The sequence below is a fragment of the Hymenobacter wooponensis genome (assembly GCF_004745865.1).
Classification (GTDB): Bacteria; Bacteroidota; Bacteroidia; order Cytophagales; family Hymenobacteraceae; genus Hymenobacter; species Hymenobacter wooponensis.
This window is the reverse complement of the sequence record NZ_SRKZ01000004.1, coordinates 796393-813215: the sequence shown is the minus strand read 5'-3', so window position 1 is coordinate 813215 and position 16823 is coordinate 796393. Positions and strand designations below refer to the sequence as shown.

Annotated in this window: 17 protein-coding genes; 9 read left to right on the top strand and 8 right to left on the bottom strand. The window is 56.5% G+C overall.

What is annotated here, in order from left to right; genetic code table 11:
- Nucleotides 1–125: 125 nt before the first annotated feature.
- From EU557_RS17070 to EU557_RS17055, 4 genes are all read left to right on the top strand, one after another.
- Entirely contained in the window at nucleotides 126–794 is a 669-nt protein-coding gene (locus EU557_RS17070) for an HAD family hydrolase (RefSeq protein ID WP_135531663.1), read from the top strand.
- A 133-nt stretch (nucleotides 795–927) separates the two neighbouring features.
- Nucleotides 928–1887 (top strand): 1,4-dihydroxy-2-naphthoate polyprenyltransferase, encoded by a 960-nt coding sequence (locus EU557_RS17065; RefSeq protein ID WP_135531662.1) that lies wholly within the window; start codon nucleotides 928–930, stop codon nucleotides 1885–1887.
- A gap of 120 nt (nucleotides 1888–2007) precedes the next feature.
- Entirely contained in the window at nucleotides 2008–3534 is a 1527-nt protein-coding gene (locus EU557_RS17060) for a hypothetical protein (RefSeq protein ID WP_135531661.1), read from the top strand.
- A 215-nt stretch (nucleotides 3535–3749) separates the two neighbouring features.
- The gene (locus tag EU557_RS17055) at nucleotides 3750–4694 is read left to right on the top strand and encodes an NAD(P)/FAD-dependent oxidoreductase (protein WP_135531660.1); all 945 of its coding nucleotides are present in this window, start codon (nucleotides 3750–3752) and stop codon (nucleotides 4692–4694) included.
- Between the two features lie 127 nt (nucleotides 4695–4821).
- On the opposite strand, the gene EU557_RS17050 is transcribed toward EU557_RS17055, so the two are convergent.
- Nucleotides 4822–6501, bottom strand: a complete 1680-nt coding sequence (locus EU557_RS17050) for a DEAD/DEAH box helicase (RefSeq protein WP_342588252.1) — start codon at nucleotides 6499–6501, stop codon at nucleotides 4822–4824.
- 156 nt (nucleotides 6502–6657) lie between these two features.
- Nucleotides 6658–7674, bottom strand: coding sequence for a Gfo/Idh/MocA family oxidoreductase (locus EU557_RS17045; protein WP_135531659.1), 1017 nt, complete (start codon nucleotides 7672–7674; stop codon nucleotides 6658–6660).
- 134 nt (nucleotides 7675–7808) lie between these two features.
- Here EU557_RS17045 and EU557_RS17040 point away from each other — a divergent pair, with 134 nt between their 5' ends.
- From EU557_RS17040 to EU557_RS17020, 5 genes are all read left to right on the top strand, one after another.
- Entirely contained in the window at nucleotides 7809–8549 is a 741-nt protein-coding gene (locus tag EU557_RS17040) for a class I SAM-dependent methyltransferase (RefSeq protein WP_135531658.1), read from the top strand.
- A 45-nt stretch (nucleotides 8550–8594) separates the two neighbouring features.
- A complete protein-coding gene (locus EU557_RS17035; RefSeq protein WP_135531657.1) occupies nucleotides 8595–8921 on the top strand; it encodes a hypothetical protein in 327 nt (108 codons plus the stop codon).
- Nucleotides 8918–9592 (top strand): ATP-binding cassette domain-containing protein, encoded by a 675-nt coding sequence (locus EU557_RS17030; RefSeq protein WP_135531656.1) that lies wholly within the window; start codon nucleotides 8918–8920, stop codon nucleotides 9590–9592. The genes EU557_RS17035 and EU557_RS17030 overlap by 4 nt, the downstream gene beginning before the upstream one ends.
- 17 nt (nucleotides 9593–9609) lie before the next feature.
- Complete coding sequence (locus EU557_RS17025; RefSeq protein ID WP_135531655.1) at nucleotides 9610–10758, top strand: CaiB/BaiF CoA transferase family protein; 1149 nt, start codon at nucleotides 9610–9612, stop codon at nucleotides 10756–10758.
- Nucleotides 10759–10951: 193 nt separating this feature from the next.
- On the top strand, nucleotides 10952–11800 hold the full coding sequence (locus EU557_RS17020) for a hypothetical protein (RefSeq protein WP_245326298.1): 849 nt from the start codon (nucleotides 10952–10954) through the stop codon (nucleotides 11798–11800).
- 144 nt (nucleotides 11801–11944) lie between these two features.
- Here the strand turns inward: EU557_RS17020 and trpS are convergent, their stop codons facing one another.
- From trpS to EU557_RS16990, 6 genes are all read right to left on the bottom strand, one after another.
- Entirely contained in the window at nucleotides 11945–12922 is a 978-nt protein-coding gene (gene trpS / locus EU557_RS17015) for a tryptophan--tRNA ligase (protein WP_135531654.1), read from the bottom strand.
- An 11-nt stretch (nucleotides 12923–12933) separates the two neighbouring features.
- Nucleotides 12934–13437, bottom strand: coding sequence for a hypothetical protein (locus tag EU557_RS17010; protein WP_135531653.1), 504 nt, complete (start codon nucleotides 13435–13437; stop codon nucleotides 12934–12936).
- Nucleotides 13438–13727: 290 nt separating this feature from the next.
- Complete coding sequence (locus tag EU557_RS17005; protein WP_135531652.1) at nucleotides 13728–14384, bottom strand: hypothetical protein; 657 nt, start codon at nucleotides 14382–14384, stop codon at nucleotides 13728–13730.
- Between the two features lie 36 nt (nucleotides 14385–14420).
- The gene (locus EU557_RS17000) at nucleotides 14421–15170 is read right to left on the bottom strand and encodes a queuosine precursor transporter (RefSeq protein WP_135531651.1); all 750 of its coding nucleotides are present in this window, start codon (nucleotides 15168–15170) and stop codon (nucleotides 14421–14423) included.
- 126 nt (nucleotides 15171–15296) lie between these two features.
- Nucleotides 15297–16214 carry a ribonuclease Z gene (locus EU557_RS16995; RefSeq protein ID WP_135531650.1) on the bottom strand — a complete coding sequence of 306 codons (918 nt, stop codon included), beginning with the start codon at nucleotides 16212–16214 and terminating at the stop codon, nucleotides 15297–15299.
- Nucleotides 16215–16384: 170 nt separating this feature from the next.
- Nucleotides 16385–16759 (bottom strand): STAS domain-containing protein, encoded by a 375-nt coding sequence (locus EU557_RS16990; protein ID WP_044002696.1) that lies wholly within the window; start codon nucleotides 16757–16759, stop codon nucleotides 16385–16387.
- Nucleotides 16760–16823: the final 64 nt, after the last annotated feature.

Sequence of the window (16823 nt, the reverse complement as noted above, 5' to 3'; positions counted from 1 at the left end):
AACCGATTTTAGTGGCAGCCTGTGCGTTCCGTAGTGCCTTCGGCGCGGAAGGCGCAGGCTGCTCTTTTTCGTAGTAGGCGAAGCGGTAGGTTTCTCTACCTTCGCCCCAACAGACCACACCCCGCATGATTCGCACCGTTATTTTCGACATGGATGGCGTCATTGTCGACACCGAGCCCGTGCACCGCTACGCCTACTTCCGGCACTTTGATGAGCTCGGGATTCAGGTGCCCGATGATGAGTACACCACGTTTACGGGCCGCTCAACCAAAAACGTATACCAGTATCTGAAAGATAAGTACGGCCTGGCGCCTTCGGTGGAGGAGCTAGTGATGAGCAAGCGCGAGTTTTTCAACCGCGCTTTCGATGAAAAGCCCGATCTGGATTTGCACGATGGCGTACGGGCCTTGCTGGAGGACTTGCACCAGCACAGCGTGCAAATTATCCTGGCGTCGTCGGCCTCCAATTCTACTATTGACCGGGTGATGCGGCGGTTTGGCATTGGCCCGTATTTCACGGACCTCATCAGTGGCGAGGATTTCCCCCGCTCTAAGCCCGATCCGGCCATTTTCGAGTTTGCCGCTTCCCGGTCGAAAGCACCTAAAACGGAATGCGTGGTCATCGAAGATTCTGCCAATGGCGTCACGGCGGCCAAAGCAGCCGGCCTCTATTGCATTGGCTACGACAGTGAGCACTCGCCTATGCAGGACCTGAGCCACGCCAATCTAGTGATACGCCACTTCTCAGAACTTTCTGCCGAACGGATTATAGCCTTCGGTCCAAATTTCCAGTAGTTAATACACCATACAAGCATGCTGCGCTCGGCAAAGTAGCTCATCACATGCCGCCCAACTGGCCTAGAGAGGCCAGCCTGCGGTTGATTCAGCGAGCCGACACCCCACAGCACGACCGTTATATTTTACCGCAATGGCTTCTTCTGCTGCCACCCCCGCTGCCCCCATTAGTCCCGCCAAAGCTTGGCTTTCGGCCTTCCGCCCTCGCACGCTGCCGCTGGCGCTAGCCAGCATTATGGCCGGGGGCTTTTTGGCTGCCAGCCACGGGCAGTTCCGCGGCGCAGTGGTAGGCCTAGCGGCTCTTACCACCATTCTGCTGCAGATTCTGAGTAACCTCGCCAACGACTACGGCGACTCCCAAAACGGCGCCGATAGTGTGCACCGCGAAGGGCCGCAACGAGCCGTACAGAGCGGTGCCATCTCGCCTCAGCAGATGAAGAAAGGCATGGGCGTGTTTGGGCTATTGTCGCTTGTGAGTGGCCTAGCGCTGCTCTGGGTGGCGCTGGGCACGGCCGGGGCCTGGATTTTCACGGCGTTCTTCGTGCTAGGCCTGTCGGCTATTTGGGCTGCGGTTAATTACACCGCTGGCTCCAAGCCCTACGGCTACGCAGGCCTCGGCGACTTATCGGTGTTTATCTTCTTCGGGATGGTGGGCGTGTGCGGTACCTACTTCCTACAAGCCTACAGCCAAGTGCCCACCTGGACGGAGGCGCTGCCGCTGCCGGTATTGTTGCCTGCCGCCGCGCTGGGCTGCTTTGCTACGGCCGTACTCAACGTGAACAACATCCGCGACATCCGCTCCGATGAATTGGCCGGTAAAATCACGATTCCAGTACGTTTAGGGCCGGTGCGGGCCCGCCGCTACCACTGGCTGCTGCTCTTGCTGGGCTTTGGTTGCGCCGTGGTGTATGTGGCCCTCACTTACCACTCGCCCTGGCAGTGGCTGTTTGTACTCGCGGCTCCGCTGTTATTCCGCAACGCCATTTCCGTGTGGCAGCGCCAGGACTCTATGCAGCTTGACCCGCTGCTGAAGCAAATGGCCCTTACCACGCTGGTGTTTACGCTGCTGTTTGGGTTAGGACAGGTGCTGTAGATAAGATACTGCGGCTCAGAAGTTTTTTCTGAGCATTCGTGTGCAAAATGGGCAAAACTGGCATCGTTGAACTATTCAACCATAGCCCGTTCGCGGCCCGGAATTGCGCCGCAGTATGTTATGAGAATCTGGATACTTATTTCGTGTGTATGGATTGGGCTAACTGCTTGTCACGCCCAGTCAACTACGCCAGCTACTGCCTCTGCGCAAGCCGGCGAATTTGGTCTCACAACCAACGGCTTGCTCTATTCGCCGCGCACCATGAGCCGGCTGCAGCGAATAGTAGATTCGCTGAACCTGCGCCACAAGGTCTGTGATTTGTCGCGGGTATATCAGAGCAAGTGGCAGGGGCAGGCCACTTATGTTCGGTTGGAGCAGGGAGACTTGGCTGCTGCCGCCAAACTGCTAAAGTCCGGCACTACCGTGGAGAATTTTCTACGCCAGTATCCAGGCGCTAAGCAAGAACTCGGGCTGCTGGTAGTCGCCACTCACGAACAGGACGAGTACGGAGACAAGCCGCATTTATCAACTGAATACCGCAGCATTCCGCTGAACGGGCGCGGCGACTATACGCTTTCCGCGGACGGGCATGCCTCGGCTAGTGCGTTGGCTTCTGAGAAGTGGATTGTGGAATATGAGAAGCGGGGCTACCCTAAACCCTATGTGGAGGCGTTCTATTTTCCGGAGGGACTTGCTTGTAAGCCATTAGCAAAGTCGTATGCCATGCTAGTGCAGTATGCCGATTGCCTCGTGGACACTACGGCGCAGATTTATCTGCAGACCGCAAAGCGCACTGGCGTACGAATGCCTCAAAAGGCAACGGCAAGCCAAGCTGCCCTCTTGGAGTTTGTGCATCAGCAGACCAATTACCCATCTGATGAGTACAAAAACAAGACTGGCCAGGAGGAGCTAAGAGCGCAGTGGCTGGCATATCGCGAATGGGATTCACTGCGAATCCCGAAAGTAGATGCTTTAGCCAAGACCCCACGCTTCCGGGAACTGTTAGTAAAAGCTGCTACTGATGACGCCACCCTGGGTAATACGTCGGATGAGTTTGAGGAATACGTAGCTCGTTATTACTCGCCCGCAAGAGCTCTGCTGCTCAAAAGGAGCCGCCGAGTAGTAGGTAGCTGCAGCATGGACGACAGCCCCCGGCGGCACGCCCTAGGTATTGCGCAGCTGTCGGCCGAAGCAGTGAATTGGGAAACCTTCCTGCGGGCTCATCTCGATATTATGAACGACCGGTTTGAGCGAGATTCAGATGGCAGCTACGCCTGGGAAAAGCGCCAGACCTACTTGCGGGAGTTGGAAGAGCTGGACATCAATGTGCCTGACTTGCTGTTAGGGATAAGTCTGCGGATTGATAACCCTAGTAATAACCACTACTTCGGAACGGTAAATAGAGTTGGACGAGCATTGGCTGAAACTCAGCAGCCCCGAGAAATAGAACAGCGCTTATTATCAACGGTTGCTGACCCAACGCTTGATACATTCAATAGACTACTAGCGTACTACTTGTTCCTCAATTACAATCAGCACCTACCAGACAAAGCACAACAGCGGAACAACATACTTGCGCTGAATGAGTCAGTGCGAAACCTGCCGTCCTATTTAGTAGCCCACGCAACTGTACAGGCCAAGAAATAGACTTGGCGTGTTTCTATCGTAGTGGACTATGTACAACGCTATCAAAGCGTCAGAGCAGTTAATCGTCTTGCAGTGTAGTATGCGAACTGCCAAAAAGAAACCCAGCTACAGGCTGGTTTTCTTTTACGGAAGCTATAAAATGAAACAATGTTGCACGTAATGTTTGCTTGTGCTACTTTTGTTAATGAAACAAAGTTGCATTTTTGTAAACTGCTATGAATAAGCTTGATGCCGTAATAGTAGGAGGTAGCTACGCTGGATTAAGTGCGGCCATGCTCCTGGGGCGCTCGATGCGCCAAGTTTTGGTCATAGATAATCAACGTCCGTGTAATCGGCAAACGCCGCACTCCCATAGTTACCTAACTCGGGATGGCGAGACTCCGGCGGCTATTGCAGCTATAGCACGGGAGCAGGTGGCCCAATACCCCACCGTTTCCTTCCTCACCGACACGGTAATTAGCACCGAACCTGTCGAAGGTGGGTTTCGAGTCCAAACGCATTCAGGCGAGACCTTCTCTTCGCGGAAGCTTTTACTGGCTACCGGAGTAGTTGATGAAATGGCGCTAATACCGGGTGTAGCGGAGTGCTGGGGAATATCGGTGCTGCACTGCCCGTTCTGCCACGGCTATGAGGTGCGGGGGCAGCGGGTAGGCCTACTGGCTAACGGCGCAACGGCGGCCGAGCTGGTGACGCTTATCCGAAACTGGAGCGAGCGGCTGACTATATTCACGAATGGCCCGGCTGATTTCACTCCTGAGCAGCAGGCCATTATCGCGCAACATCAGGTGCCAGTAGTTGAAACTCCTGTTGCGGAGCTGGAGCACACCGGAGGTTACTTAACCGCTGTCCGGACTACTGAGGGCCAACAGCACTTCCTCGATGCCATGTTTGCCCGTTTCCCCATGCGTTTGGCTGGTAATTTCCATGAACAGCTTGGGTGCACCCTAACTGAAACCGGACATATTAAGGCCACGGAGTTTGGTGATACTGGCGTACCTGGCTTGTACGCCGCCGGCGATACCACTACGCCCATGCGACAAGTAGCCGTAGCAGTTGCCCATGGCGCTAAAACGGGAGCCGCCATAGTCAAAGATCTAATAGTTGAGGGGCTGTACGCCGACATTCCGTCAGGACATGCCGGCGTCTCTTTAACTCAATAAACAACGAGTGAAAAGCCCCAGGACTAGTGACAAGCACGGTTCCTGAATATACCGTACTCGTCGCTAGGCCACTAAACAAAAAGCCCTCACTACGAACCGTAGTGAGGGCTTTTACTAGTGCCAGGGATTACTCTGCGCTGGGAGCGGAAGCGGTGGCTTCTGCAGCCGGAGCCGAGCCCTCGGGACGGGGGCCACGGCCGCGGCCACCGCGCTTGCGGCGGCGCTGGCCTTCGCGCTTTTCGCCTTCTGCTCGTGGCTCGGCGGCTTCACCTTCGGCGCGGGGTGGGCGAGGGGCCCGCGGCTCACGGGATGGCCTAGCTTCACCTTCCGGCCGTTGGGCGCGGGGCTCCCGGCGGGGGCGGCTCTCGCTACCTTCGGGGCGGTCTTCGCGCGGGGGGCGCTGGTAAGGCACTGCTGGGGCTTGGCCGGCATCGAGGGCGGCTAGGGCAGCTTGCGCTTTGGCAATCCGCTCCTGGTGCTTGGGGTCTTTGGGGTCGGGGGCACCGGCGCGGGCTGGGCGGTTGCCATCACGGCCGCCGCGGCCACCACCTTCGGGGCGCGGACCACGGTCGCGGTTACCGCCGCCTGAGCCACCCGAACGACCGCCACGCTCTGGGCGGCCGCCTACTTTACCGCGTAGGCCAGCAAAGCGTTTGGGGTCAAACTCCGGAGCTTCGCCTAGGCCTAGCTCTTCGGTGATGTTCTTCTTCTCCAACTCGCGCTCAATCAGCTGCTCAATCTTCACCACGCGGTCCTGGTCCTGGTCGGAGATGAAGGTGATGGCGGTGCCTTTGGTAGCGGCGCGGGCCGTGCGGCCAATGCGGTGCACGTAGTCCTCGGCGGCGCGCGGGATGTCGTAGTTCACCACGTGCGAGAGGCTGTCGATGTCGATGCCGCGGCTTAGTACATCGGTAGCCACCAGAATGGGGAACTGCTTGTTCTTGAACTCGCGCATGATTTGCTCGCGCTCTTCCTGCGTGCGGTCCGAGGAAATGCCTTTGGCCTCGTATCCCAGCTTGTTGATGGCCCGCACAATACCGCCTACGGCTGCTTTCTGGCTTGTAAACAGCACCATGCTCTGCACTTCCTGCGTTTTGATGATGTGCTCCAGCAGGTAAATCTTCTGGCGGTCGAAAGCCATGTAGAATTGCTGGTCGATACCCGCGGCGGGCTTCGAAACGGCCAGGCGAATTTCGTCGGGCTCGCTGAGAATCTGCCGCGAGAACTCCCGGATTTTGTTGGGCATGGTGGCCGAGAACAACAGCGTCTGGCGCTGCTTGGGCAGCTGCCGCACGATATTCAGGATATCGTCGGAGAAGCCCATGTCCATCATCTTATCAGCCTCATCCAGCACCAGGTATTTCAGCTGGTCGAACTTCACGTAGCCCATTTGCATGTGGGCAATGAGGCGACCGGGCGTAGCAATGATAATATCGGCGCCACCAGTGAGGGCGCGCTTCTGTTGTTCCCAGCCTTCGCTTTTGCCACCACCATAAATGGCAATGCTGCTGGCTTCTACGAAGTAGCCGAAACCGGTTACCTGCTCGTCAATCTGGGTGGCCAGCTCGCGCGTGGGCACCAGAATGAGGGTGCTGGTAGTGCCGTGTTTGGCGTGAGAAATCTTGTCGATCAGGGGCAGCAAGTAAGCGGCCGTTTTGCCGGTGCCCGTTTGAGCGCAGGCGATGAGGTCTTTGCCTTCGAGAATTTTAGGAATGGCCTGCTCCTGAATGGGCGTGGCATTCTGATAGTTCATGGCGTCCACGCCGGCGAGTAGGTCGTCGTGGAGATTGAATTCGTGAAACGTCAAGGTTCAGCGAGTTAAAATGATAGATGGCTGACCTTGTTGTCCTGGTCAGCAAACCGCGTATAGTGTTACAACAAAGATAGGAGGATTTCGTGCCCTGTAGTTTTGCTAGCGCAAGCACGCAAGTGGGCGGCGAGCCAGGCCCGCCGCCCACCCGGCTTATTGCTCAATAATCTGTAGCTGCCAGAAAAGCTCTTCCTCGCGCACCGGGAAAGGCGCTCCATTCGTCAGTGATTGATACATGGCTTCAAACAGGCCCATGTAATTGCCCCGGGGCGTGGTAACAGTGGTACTGGATTTTTCCCCGTCGGGCTTTACCACCGTAAGCACGCCGCCCGTGCCGGGGGCGTCTTGGCCATACGCGGCATCAGAGAGGGGAAGTTTCTGGTCGAGCTGAGCCTCCTGCACATCGGTGCGGTGCTGGCGGAAGCTGCCCTGGGTGCCGTGCAGCACGTAGGCCGGGCCGGGGTCGGCCACGAGCAGGCTGCCCGACACAAACACGTGCAGGCCGCTGGGGTAGGAGAGGTGGTAGTGGAAATAGTCGTTGACCTGGGAGTGGGGCCGGTAGCTGCCCAGGGTTCTCTCTACCTTCGCGGGCTGCCCAAACAAGCTCAGGGCCTGATCCAGCACGTGTGGGCCCAGGTCAAAGCTCAGGCCAGCGCCGGGCGTGGTGGGCTCTTCCTTGAACACTTTAGTGTGAATGGCTGGCTTGTAGCGGTCGAAGTGCAGGTGCGCTTCAATCAACTGGCCTAGCTGCCCGCTTTCTACTACTTCGCGCACGGCCTGAAAGTCGCTGTCCCAGCGCCGGTTTTGGTAGCCGAACACCTGCAGATTCCGCTCGCGGGCCAGGGCAAACAGCTCCGATATCTGCGCGGCGGTAGTGCCCACGGGCTTCTCAATCAGCACATGCTTGCCGGCTGCCAAGGCTTGTTTGGCCAGGTCAAAATGCGAGTAGTTCGGGGTGTTGACGACAATCAGATCCAGCTCAGAGTCCTGAAGTAGTTCGTCTACTGAATCGTAGCTAATGATATCGGGGTAGTCGGCTGCGGCGAGCTTGCGGCTGCGTTCTGCCACGGCCCGCAGCTGAAAGCCGGGGTGAGCAGCCAGGAAAGGGGCGTGAAAAATGCGGCCCGACATGCCGTAGGCCAGTAGGCCCGCTTGGATAGGAGAAGTCATGAATGGTCAGTTGCGAGTTATACGTTGCCAGTCGGCAGGCGCGGGTTACCAGAACAAACTGCTAACTCACAACCGACAACTGGCAACTGTTTCCGTTCTCAAGTGTACGAACAACTTCTCACTAACCTTTCGCTATGGCTGCTCTCGACCGTTTCTCTGCCCAAGCCGACCTCTACGCCCGTTACCGCATCGACTACCCCGCTGAGCTATACACGTTTTTGCTCACGCGGGTAGCTGGTCGGCAGCGGGCCTGGGATTGCGCTACTGGCAATGGGCAGGTAGCTACCGTGCTGGCCGAGCACTTTGCCCACGTAGATGCCACCGACATCAGCGCCGCTCAGCTAGGCCAGGCGCCGGCCCGTCCTAACATCACCTATCAACTGTCGCCCGCCGAGCACACCCCGTTTCCTGATAATACCTTCGATCTGATTACCGTGGCCCAGGCAGTGCATTGGTTCGACATGGAAGCGTTCAACCAGGAAATCCGCCGGGTAGGCCACCCTGGTGCTACCGTGGCCGAATGGGGGTACGGCCTGCTACGCATCAGCCCCGATCTGGACCCGCTGATTCAGGAGTTTCACGACGAAACCATGCGCCCGTACTGGGACGATAACCGCTGGCACATCACTGATGAGTATGCCCGCCTGCCGTTTCCGTTTGCGCAGGTAGAGCACGACCGGTTCTCGGTGCGGCGGCAATGGTCGGCGGAGTGGTTCCTGAACTACTTGCGCACGTGGTCGAGCGTGGTGAAATACCAGAAGCAGCACGGCCAAGACCCCGTGCTGCTACTCGCCGATGAAGTGACGCGCCGCTGGGGCGTGGCGGAGCGCGAGGTGGAGTTTTCGGTGTTTTTGCGGTTGGGCTTGGTAGAATAATCCGTTACTTGACGCGTTGTCTGGCTGATTCAGCACGCGCGAAACATGACGATATCTACGTACTTGCGGGCCCTAGGCCTGTTCTACCGCACCGTGGCGCCATTCGCCGTTGTGTTTTCGCTGTTGATCTTTGCAGCCGCGGCAGCTGGTCCGTTCCCAAATTGGCCCCTACCGCTCAGCCTAGGCCTGTTGCTAACTAAGCTGAGCACGTTTTCCGTCATCTGGTACCTCTCGGAGCAGCTGCGCCCCCACCAGTACTGGCTCTACCTGAACCTGCACATTGCGCCCTGGCAGCTGTGGGCGGGCGTAGTGGTGGCCGATACCCTGCTATTCAGCGCGGTCGTGTTGCTGCTTCACGCCCTGCTGCAATGAGCCCGGCCTCTTCACATATTCTGGAAGCTGATGGCATTCAGCTCGCCTTCGGGGAGCGGCGCATCCTGTCAGACGTGTACTTGCGGGTACAGACCGGGCAGGTGGTAGGCTTGTTGGGGCGCAACGGCTGCGGCAAATCCACGCTGCTGCAAACCGTGTTCGGGGGGCGCCACCTCGCCGATGCCTCGGTGCGGGTGAATGGGCAGCGCGTGGTGCCCGCGTACCGGCAGCCGGGCCTGCTGAACTACCTGCCCCAGGTGCCCTTGCTGCCCGAACGCCTTACGCTGGCCGAGGCCGCCCGCATGCTCCGGGTTGACGCCGAACAAGCCCTGGCCGACTTTCCGGACCTGCGTGCTCAGCTTTCCCGGCGCGTGGGCGAGCTTTCAGGCGGTACCACGCGGTTAGTGCAGGTGCTGCTACTGCTACACGCCAACACGCGGTTTTCTTTATTCGATGAACCATTTTCGGGGGTGATGCCGGTGCACGTAGAAACGCTGTCCGACCTGTTTAGGCAGGCCAAAACTCGCAAAGGCATCGTGCTCACCGACCATCGCTACGCCGAGGTGCTGCCCCTCTGCGACGTAGTGTATCTGCTGCACGGCGGGCGCCTGGAGCAACTGCCGCCCGACCCCGAGCCCGCACTCCGCGACCGGGGCTATCTTGCGGGCTGACACCCATCCCTTGCTCTATGCCCTATACTGCTGCTGACCTGCCGCTTCCGTTTGCTGGTTTAAAAGTACTTGAGCTGGCCTCCGTGCTGGCTGGCCCGCAGGTAGGCCAGTTCTTTGCAGAGTTAGGAGCGGAAGTGCTCAAGGTAGAAGCACCAACCGGTGACGTAACCCGCACCTGGCGCACGCCCGCTGAACCAGCCGATACCACCGTGTCGGCGTATTTCTCCTGTGCCAATTGGGGCAAGCAATCGGTAGTGCTAGACCTGACCACGCCGGAGGGCAAAGCAGAAATACAGCAGCTGCTAGGCCAGTCGGATATTGTACTGGCCAGCTATAAGCCCGGCGACGCCGAGAAGCTGGGCGTCGATTATGCGTTACTCGCCGGTAGCCACCCGCGGCTTATCTACGGCCACATCACCGGCTACGGCCCCACTGTAAACCGCGCCGGCTACGATGCCGTGCTGCAGGCTGAGGCTGGCTTCATGCACTTGAACACGCTGCCAGGGCAGGAGCCCCTGAAAATGCCGGTAGCCATGGTAGACCTGCTCACGGCGCACCAACTAAAGGAAGGCCTGCTCACGGCTCTCTACCAGCGCGAGCGTACCGGCCGGGGCGCGCTGGTGCAGGTATCCTTATTACACAGTGCCCTGGCTTCATTAGCCAATCAGGCTACCAGCTTCCTCGTGACGGGCCGCGACCCGCAGCCGCTAGGCTCGGGCCACCCGAGCATTGTGCCTTACGGTACCGTGTACGAAGCTGCCGATGGCGTGCGCCTGCTGCTAGCCGTGGGCGCCGACCGCCAGTTTCAGCACCTGTGCATGGTGCTAGGCCACCCCAAGTGGGCTGATGATGCCCGGTTCCAGACCAACGCTGCCCGCGTAACTCACCGCTCAGAGCTGGAGCAGCTCCTCCGGGCCCGCATTGCGGAAGTATCCGGTGACGGGCTGCTGCAAGAGCTGGAACTACGCCACGTGCCCGCTGGCGCTGTGCGCACGGTTGGGGAGGCGCTAGGCCACCCATCAGCCCAAGAAATGCTACTGCCCGCCACGCCCGAGTTTCCGCACCAGGGGTTGCGCACCGTGGCTTTCCGCAGCAATGCTTGGCCCGTAGCGAAGCAACTGTCTGCTCCGCCAGCGGTAGGGAAGAGGCCTACGGATGCCGGTTGAATAGCTTTGCTCAGGTGTGGTACTCGTCGGCTAAAATTGAGGTATTCCGGGCTGCTACCGAAACTCCCTGGTTGCTACTTTGCGTAGGTACTACTGCTTAGCAGCACCTCAACGTGGCCTAGGAAGGTCCTGAGCTGGAATTTTACCCTAACTGGCGCGCCTCCTGTGAGGCGTCCCTCTTGTTCTTTTCTGCATGGACGAAACGCCCCAAACTCCCGCCTCCAACGCCGTATCTGCTTCTCAACTGGATGACGGTACGCCCGGTGCGCCAGCCATGAACAGCGGCGCAGGTGCTCCCAATACGGATAATACGGCACCCAACGAGCCCGGCTCGCCCGGTGAAGTACCCGCCGACCGTCTCGACCTGATTTTTGAAGGCCTCAAGCAAAAGTCAACGGCTAAGCAGGCCATCTACCGCAACACGCTCAACACCTTTGATATGCTGCGGAAGGTGTCGCAGGAGTTGGTAGTGGAGCTAAGCCGCCGCATTACGCCCGTCGACTCGACGGTAGTAATTGAGTACCGGCCCGTGAACGACATGGAATTTCACATTCGGTTCTCCGGCGACTTGCTCGTGTTCGTGCTGCACTCCAACATCGTCACCTTCCCCGACGACTACGGACCCATGCCTACCAAATATGTAGAGGCAGATTTCCGCCGGCGGTTCTTTGGCCACATCATGGCCTACAACTTCACCGCCGACAGTATCAAGTACCAGCGCATGAACGACCCCGGCTACCTCGTAGGCCGCCTGCTCATCAACATCGATAATCATTACTTCCTGGAAGGGGTGCAGCAGCTGGAGCTGCCCGACAATGATATGTCGGATAACCTCGTGACGCCCGATGGTTTGAAGCTCTTCGTAGAAAGCGCCATGATTGCCGCTGTCAATAATGACCTCATTGCGCCCCCGCTGGATGACATTCAGAAAATCAGCGTGAAGCAGAAGCTGGAAAACCAGCAGGTCAGCCGCGCCAGCAAAGTGGGCTTCAGCTTCTCCAACGAGCAGCGCCACCAGAACATAGATGGCCTAGCGTATTAGGCCTAAGATAAACGCACGTCATCCTGAGTTGAGCGAAGGATCTTATTACGTTTGAACAACTGGCCCTAGTGCCTCGTGCTCACGTGAGAGATCCTTCGCTCAACTCAGGATGACGTGCTTTCTGTGTTGTTTTCAATAGGTGGACTACCGCCGGGCGTAGCCTACTTTTTCGCGGACTTTATTTAACACTTCGGAGCCGTAGGCTTGGGCTTTGCGGGCACCTTCGGCCAGCTTACGGTCTACTTCGGGCAGGTTGCTCATGTAGAAGTTGAATTGCTCGCGCTCGGTGGCAAAGCGCTGCTTGATTACTTCAAATAAGGCCTGCTTGGCGTGGCCGTAGCCGTAGCCACCGTTGAGGTAGTTCTGGCGCATAGTCTCCACATCGGAGGGAGAAGCCAGCAGCGAGAACAGCTTGAAGGTCGTATCCGTTTCGGGGTTTTTGGGCGCCTCCAATGGGGTGCTGTCGGAAACGATGCTCTTGATAGTTTTCAACAGGGCTTTATCATCCACAAAAATGTCGATGATGTTGCCGTAGCTTTTGCTCATCTTCTGCCCGTCTAGGCCAGGTATCGTCATCAGCTGCTCATCGGCGCGGGCCTTGGGCAGCACAAAGGTTTCGCCGTAGCGGTTGTTGAACGCCGAGGCAATATCACGGGTGATTTCCAGGTGTTGAATCTGGTCTTTGCCCACGGGCACCACATCGGCGTCGTACAGCAGTATGTCGGCCGCCATGAGGACCGGGTAGGTAAACAGGCCTGCATTCACGTCAGAAAGCCGGTCCGACTTGTCCTTGAAGGAGTGGGCGTTGGCCAGCATCGGGTAGGGCGTGAAGCAGGAGAGGTACCAAGCCAGCTCCGTTACCTGCGGCACATCCGACTGGCGGTAGAACATGTTCTTCTCCGTATCAAACCCGCAGGCCAGCCACGATGCTGCTACCGCGTACGTGTTCTGCCGCAGCAACTCGGCGTCGCGCACTGTGGTAAGCGAGTGCAAGTCAGCAATGAACAGCAACGACTCGTTGGTGCTGCTTTTCGACAGCTCAATGGCCGGAAGAATGGCGCCGAGCAGGTTGCCCAGGTGAGGGCGGCCAGTGCTCTGAATGCCGGTAAGAATGCGGGACATAGGGAAAGACGCTATTTAAAAGGTTGCCCAGTATTATAGGCGTGAATGCAAGCAGGGATGTCTTCGTAGCTGATTGACTTTTTCATCAGCTTCTCAAGCAGATCAGGACGCGAAGAAAGGCAACGTGATAGAGATTCTCGCAACTGTTTATCACTTTTACCAGTCATGCTGAAAGCGGCGAAAGGAGCAAATTCACCGGCTTTTCGAAGCAGATAAATACTGTTTCCAATTCCTCCATACTGTTGCGCACCATTGGCTCCAGGAATTGTATAAACGTCGTAGCTCTGATGAATTAACAATTCCAATGGGCCTGATTCTATCAGTTCTGCAAAGTCTCTGTTAATATTTGTTGAGTAGTTTAAGTGAATAGGGAAATTTCCTACAGTTACATATTTGCGATATTTATTACTAAAAGAGCGAACCTGATGTGGAAAATAACGCACTTCACCTTGAGAACTCTGGCTGGTTAAATAAGGCTGCATACCAACATAATAAGTGATATTCTCTTCAGCCATGCTTCCATCCTCGAATTCTATTTTGCAGGTTCCCAGAGCAAATTTTAGGTTTCTGCTAGGTCTTCCATCTGAGGTATATGATTGGGAAAATAGTAGATGAGGCGCAGCTATCAGGAAGAAAAAAGTTATAAGTATGAGGCGCGGCATAACCATTTAAAATTTATTGAGAGTAATTATTTGCTATACACTCGTATCGGCGGCAGCATCTTACTGCAGTTCCACGGTTTTCTCTTGGCCTAGGCAGCTGCTTATGCTCTGAATGCCGGTAAGAATGCGGGACATGGTAGGAATCAGTTGTAAGTACTAGAGGAGGTGAGCAGCTCGTATTTCTGCCCAGTATTGAGCGCCCTTATAAGCTTAGGCAACTCATGTGTGGTGATGCTGCGGTTCTCGATTAACTGAACTAAGTCGGGGCGTTGAGAAATATAGGGCAGTAAAGCCTCCCTGAAACGAGCGCCACCACCTGTAAACCAGCTCCCTTGGATAGCCAAAACGGACGTGCCTCGGGCCCAGCGCAACAAATACACTTCATTCTGAGATTGGCCACCCGTCATAACGCCTCCTGCATTCATGGTTGGGGCACCCGTAGTGAATGCGTAACGCATTAGAATTACTTGGCCACTATCAAGCTGCTCGACGAAGGCCTGTTCGACCACGGAGTCGTAAAGTCCCTGTCTGACTTCAAAGTCACAGGCAACAGTATAAGCCCGGTTTTCTATTCGAAAGGAATGTACCGATTCCGGAGCCAGCTTAGTGCTTTTACCCTTGTCATCTTTCACCAACAATAGGGTGCTGCTCTTAAGCTTCAACTGGCCGTCTATTCGATGAGTGCGGTCATTCAGCAGCACGTATGATCCGGACTTGTACGTATTGAAGGGCTGTATTTGAGCGATAGTAGCCCGGGAGAATAATAAACCTACAAGAGGGAGTAGGAGAGAAAAGCGCATTAAAAAAAGAACTATAGACTGGTTGAATACGGCGCCTTACACACTCACATCGGCGGCAGCTTCTTGCTGCAGCTCCACCGTTTCCTCCTGGCCTAGATAGCGGTCAATCAGGAAATGAGCCAGGTAGATAACGGGCGTGAGTAGGATAGCCGCCGCGAATTTATACCAGTAATTGGTGTTTGCCACGCTCAGTACCTGATCTAGCGTCCAGTTCCCGAACAGGTAGAAGGCCACATAGAGCACCACAAACGAATCGACGAGCTGGGAAACGAGCGTGGAGCCGGTGGCGCGCAGCCACACAAAACGGCCCTTGGTGGCGCGGCGCAGCAATTGAAATACCGTGGCATCGAGCACCTGCCCAATCCCGAATGCCGTAATGGAGCCCGCAATAATGCCTAGGCCCTGCCGGAAAATACTCTGGTAGGCGTAGTCGATGTTGAAGGGGCGGCCGGCATCGTCGGTCTTGTTCACATCGAGCCAGAAAGCGGCCGGCGGCAGCTTGGTAGTGGCATAAATGACGATAAACGCGAACAGAATAAGCGCCACAGTAAGGTAGCTTATGCGTAATACGCCTTCCTTGCCGAAGTACTCATTAATAATATCGGTAGTCACGAACACGACGGGCCAGATGAGTACACCCGCCGTCAGGTTGTCGGGGCGACCAATCAGGGGCTCCAGGGAAAAAATCTTTACCCCAATAATTTCGGCCAACAGCGCATTTACAATGAAAATGCCGCTGAGAACGAGGTAGAGCTGTTGTTTTTTGTGGGTAAACGGGGTAGGCATGCGCGCAAAAAGGAGGGGAGGAATAAACTGATTCGGCGAAAACGTAGCCACTGGGGCTAGGCCTGTGCTCGGAAGTAAGCCAGCTAAGAACTGCTAAAGCGCCGATTCGTTTAGTCCTAGGTATCCTTACTCCGCTAAGTGAATCGTGAGGCCTTCAATGGCTAGCTCCGTCCACTCAAACATGGTCTTGGCTTCGGCTAGCAAAGGCTGTAGGTCGCGGTAGCGGGAGGAGAAATGCCCAATCAGCAGGCGGTGCACCTCGGCCCGCCGCGCCAGTAGGCCAGCCTGGCGCGCCGTGGAATGATGCGTGGTGTGGGCCCGCTCACGCATATCGTCCATAAATGTGGCCTCGTGGTAGAGCAGATCTACGTCGCGTACCAGTTCTGCCAGGCTTTCAGTATAGAGGGTATCGGAGCAGTAGGCGTAGCTGCGGGCACGCTTGGGCTCGGCGGTTACGGCTGCGTTAGTTACCAACACTTCCCCATTTTCATCCAACACATCCTCGCCTAAGGTGAGGGCAGTGAGCTGGGCAGGTGTAAGGCCCGCGGGCAACAAATCGGGCAGCAGGCGGCGGCGCTTGGGCTTCTCCCGGAACAGGTAGCCGCAGCACGGAATGCGGTGCCGCATCGGTAGAGTGTGCACTGTGAGGTACTTATCCTCAAACACCAGCGCATGTTGGGTGGTATCAACCGCCGTAAACTCCAGCTCAAAGTTGAGGTGGGTAGATGAATGGCGGAACTGCGTGCTCAGCACCTCATCGAGCCCGGCCGGCCCAAACAACTGCAGGGGCTCCGTGCGCCCATTCAGGTGCATGGTGCCCAGCAGCCCAAACAGCCCGAAGAAATGGTCGCCGTGGAGGTGGCTGATGAAGATGGTGTGGATGCGCTGGTGACGTATTTTCTGTTCCATCAGGCGCCGCTGGGTGTCCTCGCCGCAGTCGATTAGGTAGTGGGTGTTGCCCACCGTCAGGACCTGGGCCGTGTGGTGGCGGTCCATGAACGGTGTGGCCGAAGCACTACCCAGAATTTTTAGCTCAAAATCCAAAGTGGCAAGGAGCAGGCAGCCTAGGCCACCCACATACGTTAAGATGAAAGGAAGGAGGACCGGTCAGTTACAAGTACTGGCCTAGGCCACCAAAGAAAAAGCTGTTGGCCGGTAGCCGTCAGCAAAAGACTAACAGCTAACAGCCAACAGCTTCACAGCCTTCTGAACAGCTATTCTTTGCTGGTCAGGTCGCGCTCAATGGCGTGCAGGAAAATACGGTCAATGCCTTCCTCTACGGTGGGCAGAATGTGCAACACCGACTCCAGCTTGGAGATGGTGATAAGCTTCATCACGTGGTCTTGCAGGCCGGTTAGCACCAGTAGGCCACCCGTGGAGTTGCACAAACGGTTCGCAATCAGAATTGAGCTGAGTCCCGACGAGTCCGTGTACTTCACATTGCTTAAGTCGAGGATCAGGTTGTTGATGCCCTCGGCATTTAACTTCACGAATTCCGACTTTAGATCGGGCGCGACGGTGGTGTCGAGCTTCTTTTCGTCAATCGTGATAATCGTGTAGGTTTCCTTTTTATCTATGGAGTACTTCATACCGGCGGTCGTTCGGTGTTTATGGGAGTTGCGAAGGTAACAAAAAAACTTTTTGTGCGCTGCA